This window comes from Anaerolineales bacterium, from assembly GCA_030583885.1.
GTDB lineage: Bacteria > Chloroflexota > Anaerolineae > Anaerolineales > Villigracilaceae > Villigracilis.
The window spans coordinates 2934960-2948002 of the sequence record CP129480.1 but is presented as its reverse complement, the minus strand read 5'-3'; the positions used below and the strand labels follow the sequence as shown (position 1 = coordinate 2948002).

Genomic DNA, 13043 nt, shown 5'->3' with positions numbered 1-13043 from the left:
TCGTATGACGTTTCACAGTTGCAAATCCATTGGATTTAAAGTTCCATTTTGGATTTTGACACTTTCCATCCTCGCATCCTGTGCATCACCCGCCCCGCCTACAGAATCGATGCTCCCGCTTCCATCGCCCCCGCAAGAGGTTTCCGTTTCATCAACTATTCTGCCCACGCTGACGCCGTTTCAGCCCATGTCTGACTCATCCCCCGACCCTTATCTGGCACCGGCCACCCCGCAGCCTGTGTTGACATACACCCCATATCCGACAAAATATGTCCCTGCCAGTGATTTGTCCACGCCGGTTGAACGTGCCCCATCCGCAGATTTAAATGGATTGAACATCCACAACCCGTTGACAGGCTTGCCCGTCCGTGATCCATCCCTGCTGGACCGCAGACCGCTCGCCATAAAGATTGCAAACTCGCCGGATTACGTCCGTCCACAATCCGGGCTATCTCTCGCGGATGTGGCCTACGAATATTACATCGAATGGGGCGATACGCGTTTTACCGTGGTCTTTTACAGCAATGACGCGGAGCGGGTGGGCCCGGTGCGTTCCGGGCGTTTTCTGGATGAACATATTGCCCGCATGTATCATTCGTTTCTTTTTTTCAAAGGCGCCGATCCGCGAGAGATGAATCATTTCAGGAGCATTGACATAAGCGATCTTCTGATTGTTGCCGGGATTGGTTCCTGCCCGCCATTTTTTGTCGGCCCATACAGGCGCGATGCCTACAACAATGTGTTTTTCAACACGACAAAATGGTCAGCCTGTGCTGAAAGGAAAAACCTGGATAACTCGCCGCAAACCCTGCGCCACGGTTTTTTTTCTGATGATGCACAGGAAAGCGCATTGGTTGTATCGCGCATTTACTCCTTTTACTCTGTATACAATTACAACTATTGGGAGTATGACCCTGCTGCGCAATATTACGTCCGCTACCAGGAGTCGAACGATAGGGTGGGTGGAAAGCCCGAGGCGTATGCCCTGCTTACCGATGACTTGACAAAGCTTCCGGTGACCGCCGCAAATGTGGTGCTGCTGTTTGTTCCCCATGTTTTTACAAATACGTATAATGCAGAAGATGAAGTCTTCCGCATTGACCTGATCGATTATGGTAATGCGTACGTCTTCCGGGATGGTGTGGCAATCCCCGCTCATTGGAAGCGCACCGATATCGATCAGCCCATTCTGCTTACCACCTTGACCGGGCATCCGATCTACCTGCGCCCGGGACAGACCTTTTATCAAGTGATGGGCACAACCTCGACCTACACCCAGAATGGGGTGGAATGGCGTTTTGTGTTTCAAACCCCTTAAGACATGTGTTAATGGATTAAAATGACTGCATCCCGTTTGACGTGGAGTTCTCATGACCTTTGACCCCGTTTTTCTAGGCAGTTTAACCCTCGTGCTGACCGCATTTGGCGGCGCATTCATTGCCGCGTTGTGGATCAGCCTGGTGGTGTGGACATACCGCGACATCCGCGCGCGTGCCCGTGACCCACTGGTGCAAACACTGGCGGCATTGCTTGTGGCGGTCCTGAATGTACCCGGCGTGCTGGTGTATCTCATTCTGCGCCCGCCACGGACATTGGAGGAGGAGTATCAGCGCACACTGGAGGAGGAGGCCCTGCTCCAGGCGTTGGAAGACCTTCCGCTTTGTCCTGGTTGTGAGCGGCGCGTGAAGGATGACTGGCAGGTCTGCCCGAACTGTCATACCCGGTTGAAAAAGACCTGTCATAATTGCTCGAAGTTCATGGAACTGCCCTGGAATATTTGCCCGTATTGCGGCACGCCTGCGGCGGGCATGAGGCTGGAATCCTCCGGCATCGATGATGCTCTGCGCGGCATGAAACTGAACGAAGAACAGGACGATGTCAAGACGGAATAAACCCATTCCATGAAAATAGAATTCATCACCCTGCATCATATTTCGATGCCGCTGGCTGCGCCGTTCGAAACCTCTTTCGGGCGGGAGACGGATCGTCAATGTGTGATTGTTCAAATCCATTCCGATGGGCTGGTCGGTTATGGTGAATGCGTTGCCACACGCGACCCCGGCTATAACTACGAGACAACCGGCACAGCCCTGCACATCCTCAAGGATTTTATTGCACCGTTGATCCTTGGAAAAGATGTCAAAGATGCGTTGGATTTTCAGGAACGTGTCTCCGCTATCCGTGGACATCACCTTGCCAAGGCGGGAATTGAAATGGCGATCTGGGATTTGCTCGGCAAGCGGGAAGGCAAGTCATTGGCGGAATTGTTGGGCGGCGTTCACGAAAAGGTCGAAGTGGGCGTCTCGATTGGGATTCAGGAATCCGCCCAACATCTGGTGCGAAGCGCGGCGGATTTTGTCAAGCAGGGATATGCGCGGGTAAAGATCAAGATCAAGCCGGGCAGGGATGTCGGAGAGGCGTCCGCCGTTCGCAGGGAATTTCCAGATCTGCGCTTGCAGGTGGATGCGAATTCGGCATACTCGATGGACGATGCGGAATCCCTCAAGCCGCTGGATGCATTGAACTTGCTGCTCATCGAACAGCCGTTGTTTGAAGATGATATTTGGGATCATCATAAATTTCAGGAGCAATTTGAAACGCCGATCTGCCTGGATGAAAGCATCCTTACTCCGCGTCATGCACGTTATGCGATCGAGATGAAGGCGTGTAAAATCATCAACATTAAAGCGGGCAGATTGGGCGGGTTAAGCCAGGGCTTGATGGTACACGACCTGTGCAAAAAGAATGACATGCCCGTGTGGTGCGGCGGCATGCTGGAAACGGGCATCGGGCGTGCCTCCAACCTGGCATTGGCATCCCTGCCAAATTTTGTTTTGCCCGGCGACGTCTCCGCTTCAGAGCGTTACTACACGCGCGACATTACGCATGAGCGTTTTATTTTGAATTCGGATTCGACGATTGATGTTCCAAAAGGCGCGGGCCTGGGCGTGACGATCGATGCCGATGCGTTGAAAACATTTTCATTGGCCGAGGTATCGCTGAATTAACCGCATAAATCATCCGTGAATCATAATGAAGAAAAACAGCATACTTCACCGCCGGTGCTCGATACATTGTTATTTTCTTGCCGGGATTTTATTCCTGTCCGCGTGCCGGCCTTCGTTATGGGGGACCCATCCAACGCCGACATATGTGCTGCCGATCTTGCTGGAAACATCCACGGTCACTGCGGCGGCGCCCGCCATCCCGCCAACCCCCGTCACATCCACACCCCATGCAGATGTTCCATTTGTATGGGCGGGTGAGGCTGTCCCGCCGCTCCTGCGTGAACTAATTTCGCTAAAAGGATTCCAATTCACAACGACAAGGTCCGAATCGATAAATTATTTTATAGACGTACACCCGGGCGATGATGATTTGCCAAATAGCTCCACCTGGACATTTGCCCTGGTTGCGCCCTTTCCAACGGTGATGGATGACATACATGCAAGGGATCTGCTCTCCGCCTGGAACGCCTCATCTTCCGGACCGTTTCACGGCATCCCGTTGCTGATGGATGAATCCACGCGAATGACCTTCTCCGCACTCTGGGGCGAGCCGGCGCAGGGCACGCTGCGCGTTGTTCCTGCGGATCAACTCCTTGACACAGCCTGGAGCGAAATGCCCGCCTGGGCGATCATCCCATTTGAAACGATCGAACCAAAATGGAAGGTGTTGACAATCGACGGGCAATCCCCAATCCAAAAGGGATTTGACCCGTCCACTTATCCGCTGATCGCGCATTATGAGATGACCTGTTCGGATGATTGTCCGCCGTCCCTTGCCTTTCAAAACCGTGACGCGGACAAACTAGCGACTGTCATTTTGACGGGCGTCACCGCACTCGTGCGCGCCACCGCGGCAACCATGGAAAAGCAGGGGATTTTATACCCCGGCGAAATAGTCCGTGACATGCTGCTCGAAGCAGATGTTACCCATGTCAACAATGAGGTCCCTTTTTACCGGTACTGTCCGCCGCCGGACCCGGTCCAGCAGGATTTGAAATTTTGCAGTGCCGCGGGTTATATTGACCTCCTGCTCGATATCGGCGCCGATGTGATCGAGCTCTCAGGCGACCACTTCGCTGATTACGGACCCGATGCAATGTATGAGACCCTTGCCATATACAAGGAAAACGACCTGTCCTATTACGGAGGTGGAATTAATTTGGAGGACGGGCGCAACCCCCTGCTTCTGGAAGTGAATGGAAATCGATTAATGTTCATCGGTTGTAATATAAAAACCGAATATGCCACGGCAACCGATGCCGACCCTGGCGCGGTGCCGTGTGATTTCGATTTTATGACCGGGCAGGTCGCGTATTATCGTTCGCAGGGATATTTGCCGATTTCCACATTTCAGTACCATGAATATGAAAGAGCCAATGCAACTCCCCAGCAAATACTGGATTTTCGCGCCATGGCGGAGGCCGGCGCAGTGGTTGTCAGCGGCAGTCAGGCGCATGTGCCGCAGGTGATGGAGCTTTATGACGATGCCTTTATCCACTACGGCCTGGGGAATCTGTTCTTCGACCAGTTCGAGAAAGAGACCAGCATCAAACAGAGCGGATTTATTGATCGTCATGTGTTTTACGACGGAGGTTACCTCGGTGTGGAGCTGGTGACGACATTCCTGCAGGATTATGCACGTCCGCGATTTATGAATGATGCTGAGAGAAACCAATTCTTAAGGGATTACTTTGCCGAAAGCGGCTGGGATTTTCCACAGGCAGGCCCATGACCACTATGATGAGGAAAACTTTCATTGCGCTAATTTTTGTTTCCGTTCTTGCGGCTTGCCTCCCGGAGCTGGATGTGACGGTTGAGCCGGCAGCTTCGCCGTCGCCGCGTCCAGTGCCCACGCAAACACCTGCTCCCGATGCATTGTGGATCAGTCCTGCCGTGCCCGATGACCTGCGTGCCGTTGCACAGACCTGGGATATTCCGCTTGCAGATGAGGTGGAATCGGCAACACAGATATTGGATGTGGCTCAGTCTGCTCCGGGTTCCATGTGGATCTATGCCCTTGTTGCGCCATTTCCCACCATTACAGATGACGTGTCATTCGAGGATTTAATCTCTGTCTGGAGGGGCGCTTCAAATGGACCTCTGTCCGGGCGTAAGTTGCTCGTGGCTACATCCACACTGGAAGCGCTCACAGCCCTTTGGGGCGAACCCGCTCCGGGCGCGCTGAGAAGCGTCCCGTCTGACAAGCTGTTGGAAATCGCATGGAGCGATATGTCAAACTGGGCGATCATCCCGTTCGAGGAGATCCAGCCGAAGTGGAAGGTCTTGAGCGTGGATGGGCAGTCGCCCGTTCGGAAGGATTTCATTGCGGAAGCCTATCCACTGAAAGTGGTATTTGGTTTAACGGGTGTGTCGTTTGATCTGCCTGCTTCGAACCGTGATGAATCCAAACTGGCTACGGTCGTATTGACCGGCGTAACGGCATTGGTGCGCGCCACGGCGTTTACGATGGAAAACAAGGGCGTGACCCGCCCCGGCGAGTTGATCTACGACTGGCTGGTGAATGCGGATGTGACGCACATCAGCAACGAAGTGCCGTTCGACCCGACCTGCCCGTTCCCGGAAGCGGGGCATAAGAATTTCATCCTGTGCAGCGACCCGAAATATATCGAGTTGCTGACCTTCGTCGGCACGGACGTCATGGAACTGTCAGGTGACCACTTTGCTGACCGCGGCACGCAAGCCATGCTCGATACGCTGGAAATGTACCGGCAGAACGACATCCTGTACTATGGCGGCGGTGCAAATAGGGAAGAGGCGCGCAAACCTGTGTTGCTGGAAGTGAATGGAAATAAAATTGCCTTTATGGGATGCAACGGGAAGCGCTCGTATGATTTTGTAAAGGCAACGGATATCAAACCCGGTGCGGCGGATTGCGAGTTCGATTTTTTTACGAAGCAGATTCAGGATATCACGGCACAAGGATATTTGGTGCTTTTCACCTTCCAGCATGAGGAGTGCTATCACTCGGGCCCATGTTATGCCCATGAGCGCGATTTTCGCAGGGTGGCGGATGCCGGCGCGGTGGTGGTGAGCGGCAGTCAGGCGCACTTCCCACACCTGATGGAATTTTTTGGGGATTCCTTCATCCATTACGGCTTGGGGAACCTGTTCTTCGACCAGATGACCTATGAGTTGCAAGATGGAAAAGTGACCGATGGAACCCGCCGCGAGTTCATAGACCGCCACGTTTTCTATGATGGGCGCTACCTCGGTGTGGAGTTGTTGACAGCCATGCTGGAGGATTACTCGCGTCCGCGCCCGATGAATGAGCGCGAGCGGACCGCCTTCCTCGCGGAATATTTCTTCCACAGCGGCTGGGTTCCTCTCCCGCTGGCACCAATTCCCATGCCGACGGTGACGCTGACACCGATCGTTCTGCCCAGCCCGTGATACTCTCTCAGGGAATTTACAATTTTTTTACATCCCCGGCGCACTTTCGTAATGCCGTCAATTTACAATCTCGTCGTAACCTGAAGGAGGTTCACGATGAAAAATACACTCTCAAAAATTTTGATGGCTGTCCTTGTGGTCGCGATGGTCGTGGCGGCTGTGCCTGTCACCAGCGCGTATGCGGCGGATGAGCCGCCGCCCGTCCGTGGCGAGGTGACGGATGAAAAACTCGAACAGGCATGGGAGCTTCAATTGAACGCCTATGAACGCATGGGGAAGGCGTTTGACGGGATCGAGGAGCGCATTGCCAAATTACAGGAAAGGATCGACAAGGCTGCCGAGAACGGCAGGGATGTTGCCGCCCTGCAAGCTGCGCTCGACGCCTATGAGGAAGCCATGCTTGCCGCCCGTCCCGCCTATGAAGATGTTGGCGAGATTGTCGATGCCCATCCCGGATTTGATGACGATGGGAGTGTGACCGATTTCGATGCCGCGAAATCCACGGTGACCGAGATGCGCGATCAGATGAAGGATGTCCGCTCGCAGATGGGCGGAACGTTTATGGCGTTGCGGGAGGCGTTTCGAGCCTTCCGTGAGGAAAATCGGCCTGAGCGTGCACCAAGGCAGGATGGATAGAACCTGCCCGATACGAGAATGAAGCGCGCGGATGCAGGAGACCTGCATCCGCGCGTCGCCTTGCAGGGGCGGAGGGAGGTAAAATAATGGGGTTGATCCCACTCCAAAATGAAACGAGGAAACATGAACAAGATCATTGTCCAAACTGATAAGGCTCCCAGGGCGATAGGTCCCTACTCGCAAGCCATTCGCATTGATTCGCTGGTGTACACAGCCGGGCAGATCGGTCTCGATCCTGCGACCATGGAGTTGGTGTCCGGCGGGGTGCAGGAACAGACCCGTCAGGTGCTTGCCAACCTTTCCCAGGTACTTGCCGCGGCGGGCTCCAGCCTGGGTAACGTCGTAAAAACCACTGTTTTTCTCAAGAACATGAACGATTTCGCCAGCATGAATGCGGTCTATGCGGAATATTTTGGCGACACCCCGCCTGCCCGCAGCACGGTCGCTGTGACAGGATTGCCCAAGAATGCGCTGGTTGAGATCGAAGTTGTAGCCCTGCTTTCGTAATGTCCTCCGAATTGATCCTGCTTGTGGATGACGAGCCGTCCATTCGACAGCTTTCGCGCATGTACTTGGAGCGCGAAAGTTTCCGCGTGCTGGAGGTCGCCGACGGCGAATCCGCGCTCAATGCTTGCGCGAGGCAAAAACCTGCGCTGATTGTGCTGGATGTCATGCTTCCAAAGTTGGATGGTTTTGAAGTCTGCCGCAAGTTGCGGACGGGCGGCGATGCTGTTCCAATCATCATGTTGACGGCGCGCGATGATGACATCGACAAAATTGTGGGTCTTGAGCTCGGCGCCGATGATTATCTGACCAAGCCGTTCAATCCGCGCGAGTTGGTGGCGCGGGTCAAAGCCATTTTGCGACGAAGCGAATCGAAAAAAGATTCGGATGGCAAGCCCATCCATCGCGGTGATTTGACCATCGATCCCGCCTCGCGGGAGGTCCGCCTCGCTTCTCGGACCTTGAACCTGCGCGCCCAGGAATTCGACCTTTTGCTTACCATGGCAACGCAGCCTGGACGCGTCTTCACCCGCGAGCAATTGCTCCAACAAGCCTGGGGTTTCGATTACCATGGTCAAACCCGCACTGTGGATGTACATATTGCCCACCTGCGCAGGAAACTGGAAGGCGGCAGTGTGCGGATCGAAACAGTGACGGGTGTGGGTTACAAACTGGTGTTGTGATGTTTTCCTCCCTGCGCGCCCGCCTTTGGCTGAGTTATGCCCTGATCATCGTCACTGCCCTTGGGGTAGTGGCGATGATATTGTTTGTTTCCCTGCTGCGTAATCCCATTTCATACCGCCAGACGCTCGAGCGGTTGAAGGCTGTACAGGTCATGGTGGTCGAGCGCGAAAACGCACCGCAATCCCAATCCATTTCCGCCTCTGTGGAGCGGGCTTCGCGAACTTTCAACGTGCGAATTCTATTGTTTTCACAGGAACAACAACTTATTCTGGACACCTTCGCGGATCGTGAGGTTGCCCTCCTTTTTCCTGAGCGAAAAATATTCAATCGTACAACACCTCTCGTGCGCGATAAAAATGGCACAGCTTGGCTGTATTCGCTTGAGAATCTCCCGGACGGAACCTTCTTGATGGTGGCGTTGCCGCGTCCGCGTTTTTCGATCTTGAATGTATTTAATGATGAATTCCTGCCGCTTATTTTGCAGGGTGGAATGATCTCGCTTCTCGTATCACTTTTCGTCGCGTTCTTTGTTGCGCGGTGGATCGCAGACCCATTACAGAGGGTGATGGCCGCGGTTCGCTCTCTTCCGTCAGCGGAGATCAGGCCTGTGGAAACCCGCGGCCCGCATGAGGTCCAGGAGTTGACGCACGCATTCAATAGCATGATTGTGCGTATGCAGGCGAGTCGGAAATCACAGCGCGAGTTCGTGGCGAATGTCTCGCATGAATTGAAAACGCCCCTGACTTCCATCCAGGGATTCGCGCAGGCGATCCTGGATGGCACCGCGGATACAACTGAGTTGCGTCAGCAGGCCGCGCAGGTGATTTATACAGAGTCAGGGCGGATGCATCGCATGGTGCTGGATCTGCTGGACCTTGCGCGGCTGGACGCAGGCACGGCGGATATTACGATGGGTCCCGTACACATGCCGGCTTTGTTGAATGCGGTTGCGGAAAAATTCTCGCCCCAATTACAAAGGGCGGGAGTGAACATGGAAGTATACGCTCCACAGAATGTACCGCCGCTCATTGCGGATGGCGACCGCATGGCGCAAGTTTTCACCAATCTGGTGGATAATGCGCTCCAGTTCACTCCGCGCGGCGGGTTGATCTCGCTAAGAGCCGCAGTTACAGGGGCTGACATGCTCGTCTCGGTAACGGACACTGGCGGGGGAATTCCAGAGGAGGCGCAGGCGCATATTTTTGGGCGGTTTTATCAGGCAGACTCTGCCCGGCGGGGCGGCAAGAAGCATGGGGCCGGGCTCGGACTGGCGATTGCGGCCGAAATTGTTAAAGCGCATGGTGGTAAAATTACTGTCCGCAGCCGCTTGGGGGATGGAACGACCTTTGAGGTGGTATTGCCTCTTGTTCCCCAGGCTGCGAAGACAAACCGCCGTTTGGGCGGCGAAACCTTGCCTAAAGTACAAGCATGCCCAAAACACCTTTCGTTTCCATCATCGTCCCTTGTTATAACGAGGAAGCCACCATCCATGATTTGCTGGATTCCATCCTGGCGCAGACGTATCCGCGCGGACAGATGGAGGTGATCATTTCGGACGGCATGTCCACGGATCGCACGCGGGATGTGATCGCCAACTTTCAACGGGAGCATCCAGATCTGTCCGTACGTGTGGTGGAGAATTCACTGCGAACGATTCCATCGGGACTGAATCAGGCCATTCGGGAGTCCAGCGGCGAGATCATTGTCCGTTTGGACGCGCATTCCATTCCCATCCCCGAATATGTGGAGCGTTGCGTCTCGGCGCACCAGATGGGCAAGGGAGATAACGTGGGCGGTGTGTGGGAAATCCGCCCGCACACGGCGACGTGGATCGCGGAGTCCATTTCGTTTGCGGCGGCACATCCGTTGGGGGTGGGGGATGCGTTGTACCGGCTCAATGCAAAGGAAGGGGCGGTGGATACTGTGCCTTTCGGATCGTTCCGTCGCACATTGATTGAAAAGATCGGAGCCTTTGACGAAACCCTGCTTGCGAATGAAGACTATGAGTTCAATACGCGTGTCCGCGAATCGGGCGGTACGGTCTGGCTGGATCCATCCATCCGCTGCATTTATTTTTCGAGGGAAACACTGGGGAAGCTTGCGTTTCAATACTGGCGTTACGGTTTTTGGAAAATTCAAATGCTCAAGCGGTATCCTCATACAGTACGCTGGCGGCAGGCTTTGCCGCCCGTGTTTGTGTTAAGCCTGATTGTTCTGAGTGTGTTATCCTTATGGATTGTATTCGCGCGGTACTTTCTTGCGGCGCAATTACTCGTTTATTTTATTACGCTGGGGCTGGCTGGTTTCGAGCTGGCGATTAAGAAGCGGAAAGGTTTTCTTGTTTTTGGGATGCCGCCCGCGATCTCAACCATGCATGTTTCATGGGGCGCGGGGTTTTTGTGGGGCGGCTTGTCCGGTATGTTCAAGAAATATGACTGAAATTTACAGACCTTCGTTACGATTGAGACCAAGCGAGCAGCGCGCTGTTTTGATGGCGGGGGATTTGATCGCATCTGTCACGGCAATGGGCGCCGCGATCTATTTTTGGTATCAATATTCGCTGTACTTGCAAGTTGAAAGCGGGATACCCCTGGCCCGCGCACAACGGCTGGTCACCATCGACGTCCCCTTTTGGTTTTATCTTCTGCCTCTTGTCTGGCTTCTGTTGATGGTGGAATCGTACGACCCACATTCCGCTGCGAGCTGGCGCAAGACGCTGCGCGGGATCGCCGTCGCTCCCGTTGTAGGCTTGCTGGCGTATTCGCTGCTCTTCACCATCAATCTCGAACCGACATCTCTTCCACGCATTGCAGTTGGCGCCTTTCTTGTCATCGCCTCCCTCCTGACCCTGGGCTGGCGCGCCATCTATATTCGAATTTACACGTCCTCCGGGTTAATGCGCCGTGTGCTGATCGTGGGTGCGGGCAAGGCCGGGCATTCCCTGGCGGATATTTATCGCAGGCTCAATCCCCCCCCCTTCATCCTGCTTGGTTTTATAGACGATGACCTGCGAAAAAGGGGAAAATCGTATTATGGTTTTGCCGTGCTGGGGACCAGCGAGCATCTTTTGGGCATTGTGGAGGATTACCGGGTTTCGGACCTTGTGGTTGCCATTAATGGCGAGATCAAAGGCGAGGCATTCCAGACCATTCTGGATGCACAAGAATCCGGCGTGGAAGTGACGCGGATGCCGATCTTGTATGAAGAGATGACCCAGCGCGTTCCCATTGATCACCTCGAATCGGATTGGGTGATCCGCTCCTTTGTGGACCAGGTCCGTGTAAGCGGCATGTATGAATTGTTCAAGCGCCTGATGGATATCGCTGGCGCCATGGTGGGGTTGATCATCCTTTTCATTGTTTTCCCGTTTGTTTCGCTGGCCATTATGCTCGAGAGCGGTTTTCCCATTTTTTATTCACAAAGGAGGCTTGGCAGGGGAGGGCGTTTGTTCCGCATCTATAAATTTCGCTCCATGCGACAGGATGCCGAAGCCGATGGGGAAGCCAGGTTTGCGGAGCAAAACGATCCGCGGGTGACCCGCGTGGGAAACTTTTTACGGCGCACCCGTCTTGATGAAATGCCGCAATTTATCAGTGTGTTGACCGGGGAAATGAGCCTTGTCGGGCCGCGTGCCGAACGTCCCTCGCTCGTGGCGGAATTCCAAAAACAGATTCCATTTTATCGGGCGCGCCTGCTGGTGAAGCCCGGCTTGACCGGCTGGGCGCAGATCAATTATGGATATGTCGCAAATGTGAAGGAAACATCCGTAAAACTCGAATACGATCTGTATTACATCAAACACCGCACGTTAACGATGGATTTCAATATCATTTTGCGCACCATTGGCACGGTATTAAGAAGGACGGGGAGATAATTTGAACTATTTGGTTACCGGCGGAGCCGGGTTCATCGGCTCACATATCACACGTGCCCTTGCGGCGCATGGGCATAAGGTCCGCGTTTTCGATAATTTCTCTTCGGGCAAACGTGAAAATCTGCAAGGCATGGATGTGGAGATCGTCGAAGGCGACTTGCGCGACGCGGGCGCAGTTGCCAAAGCCGTCAAAGGCATGGATATCATCTTCCATGAAGCAGCGTTCGTCTCGGTTCCCGAGTCCATGGAAAAGCCGCAGGAATGTCTCGATGTCAACGTGACGGGAACCTCCCTGCTGTTCGAGTCCGCTCGCAGGGCGGGCGTGAAGCGTGTGGTGATCGCCTCGAGCGCCGCCGTCTATGGTGATTCGGAAGAGTATCCGCTTTCGGAAGGTACACCGCTTCGACAGTTGTCGCCTTATGCCGTCTCCAAGCGCGTGGACGAACTCTACGCGGAATTGTTCACAGGTCAGTTCGGCTTGGAAGTCGCCGCCTTGCGTTACTTCAACGTCTACGGTCCGCGTCAGCGACCCGACTCAATGTACGCCGCCGCCGTGCCGATCTTCATCCGCCGCATGTTGGAGAACCAACCCATCAACATCTTTGGCGATGGCGGTCAGAGCCGTGACCTGGTCAACGTGCGCGATGTGGTTCAAGCGAATTTGCTCGCCTCCGAGCATCCCGCTGCGCCCGGCCAGATCTTCAATGTCTGCACAGGCGTTGAAACCCGCCTTCTGGATTTGATTGACATCCTTTATGAACTTTTCCCGAACGCTCCCAAACATATCCATGCCGAGCCGCGTGCGGGCGATATTTACCGCTCGATTGGCACACCGAAAAAGATCATGGATATGCTTGGCTTCAAACCACAAGTCTCTTTGGCGGATGGTCTCTATGAAGCCGTGGAGTCAATGCGGAATGCGTAAA

Annotated in this window: 12 protein-coding genes; all 12 read left to right on the top strand. The window is 54.3% G+C overall.

From position 1 onward, the window contains the following. The first annotated feature begins 187 nt into the window (after positions 1 to 187). The 12 genes from QY332_14590 to QY332_14535 all read left to right on the top strand — a co-directional run bounded on the left by QY332_14590 (position 188) and on the right by QY332_14535 (position 13042). On the top strand, positions 188 to 1318 hold the full coding sequence (locus tag QY332_14590; GenBank protein ID WKZ34845.1) for a DUF3048 domain-containing protein: 1131 nt from the start codon (positions 188 to 190) through the stop codon (positions 1316 to 1318). A gap of 52 nt (positions 1319 to 1370) precedes the next feature. Then, positions 1371 to 1892, top strand: a complete 522-nt coding sequence (locus QY332_14585; protein WKZ34844.1) for a zinc ribbon domain-containing protein — start codon at positions 1371 to 1373, stop codon at positions 1890 to 1892. Between the two features lie 9 nt (positions 1893 to 1901). Then, complete coding sequence (gene menC, locus QY332_14580; GenBank protein WKZ34843.1) at positions 1902 to 3008, top strand: o-succinylbenzoate synthase; 1107 nt, start codon at positions 1902 to 1904, stop codon at positions 3006 to 3008. A gap of 145 nt (positions 3009 to 3153) precedes the next feature. Continuing rightward, positions 3154 to 4740, top strand: coding sequence for a CapA family protein (locus QY332_14575; protein WKZ34842.1), 1587 nt, complete (start codon positions 3154 to 3156; stop codon positions 4738 to 4740). Continuing rightward, on the top strand, positions 4737 to 6419 hold the full coding sequence (locus QY332_14570) for a CapA family protein (protein WKZ34841.1): 1683 nt from the start codon (positions 4737 to 4739) through the stop codon (positions 6417 to 6419). The genes QY332_14575 and QY332_14570 overlap by 4 nt, the downstream gene beginning before the upstream one ends. 96 nt (positions 6420 to 6515) lie before the next feature. Then, the gene (locus QY332_14565) at positions 6516 to 7055 is read left to right on the top strand and encodes a hypothetical protein (protein WKZ34840.1); all 540 of its coding nucleotides are present in this window, start codon (positions 6516 to 6518) and stop codon (positions 7053 to 7055) included. Between the two features lie 123 nt (positions 7056 to 7178). Further along, entirely contained in the window at positions 7179 to 7562 is a 384-nt protein-coding gene (locus tag QY332_14560) for a RidA family protein (protein WKZ34839.1), read from the top strand. Further along, entirely contained in the window at positions 7562 to 8242 is a 681-nt protein-coding gene (locus tag QY332_14555; protein ID WKZ34838.1) for a response regulator transcription factor, read from the top strand. Before QY332_14560 ends, QY332_14555 begins: the two co-directional genes overlap by 1 nt. After that, positions 8242 to 9789, top strand: a complete 1548-nt coding sequence (locus QY332_14550) for a HAMP domain-containing sensor histidine kinase (protein ID WKZ34837.1) — start codon at positions 8242 to 8244, stop codon at positions 9787 to 9789. The genes QY332_14555 and QY332_14550 overlap by 1 nt, the downstream gene beginning before the upstream one ends. Beyond that, positions 9672 to 10682 carry a glycosyltransferase family 2 protein gene (locus QY332_14545; GenBank protein ID WKZ34836.1) on the top strand — a complete coding sequence of 337 codons (1011 nt, stop codon included), beginning with the start codon at positions 9672 to 9674 and terminating at the stop codon, positions 10680 to 10682. The genes QY332_14550 and QY332_14545 overlap by 118 nt, the downstream gene beginning before the upstream one ends. Next, positions 10675 to 12117 (top strand): sugar transferase, encoded by a 1443-nt coding sequence (locus tag QY332_14540; protein WKZ34835.1) that lies wholly within the window; start codon positions 10675 to 10677, stop codon positions 12115 to 12117. Before QY332_14545 ends, QY332_14540 begins: the two co-directional genes overlap by 8 nt. Position 12118: 1 nt before the next feature. Beyond that, positions 12119 to 13042 (top strand): NAD-dependent epimerase/dehydratase family protein, encoded by a 924-nt coding sequence (locus tag QY332_14535; protein ID WKZ34834.1) that lies wholly within the window; start codon positions 12119 to 12121, stop codon positions 13040 to 13042. Position 13043 lies beyond the last annotated feature (1 nt).

Excerpts from the sequence above, each read along its gene's own strand:
- QY332_14570 (WKZ34841.1), top strand. The coding sequence starts at position 4,737 with ATGACCACTATGATGAGGAAAACTTTCATTGCGCTAATTTTTGTTTCC.
- menC (WKZ34843.1), top strand. The coding sequence starts at position 1,902 with ATGAAAATAGAATTCATCACCCTGCATCATATTTCGATGCCGCTGGCT.
- QY332_14545 (WKZ34836.1), top strand. The coding sequence starts at position 9,672 with ATGCCCAAAACACCTTTCGTTTCCATCATCGTCCCTTGTTATAACGAG.
- QY332_14585 (WKZ34844.1), top strand. The coding sequence starts at position 1,371 with ATGACCTTTGACCCCGTTTTTCTAGGCAGTTTAACCCTCGTGCTGACC.
- QY332_14565 (WKZ34840.1), top strand. The coding sequence starts at position 6,516 with ATGAAAAATACACTCTCAAAAATTTTGATGGCTGTCCTTGTGGTCGCG.
- QY332_14560 (WKZ34839.1), top strand. The coding sequence starts at position 7,179 with ATGAACAAGATCATTGTCCAAACTGATAAGGCTCCCAGGGCGATAGGT.
- QY332_14550 (WKZ34837.1), top strand. The coding sequence starts at position 8,242 with ATGTTTTCCTCCCTGCGCGCCCGCCTTTGGCTGAGTTATGCCCTGATC.
- QY332_14540 (WKZ34835.1), top strand. The coding sequence starts at position 10,675 with ATGACTGAAATTTACAGACCTTCGTTACGATTGAGACCAAGCGAGCAG.
- QY332_14555 (WKZ34838.1), top strand. The coding sequence starts at position 7,562 with ATGTCCTCCGAATTGATCCTGCTTGTGGATGACGAGCCGTCCATTCGA.
- QY332_14590 (WKZ34845.1), top strand. The coding sequence starts at position 188 with ATGTCTGACTCATCCCCCGACCCTTATCTGGCACCGGCCACCCCGCAG.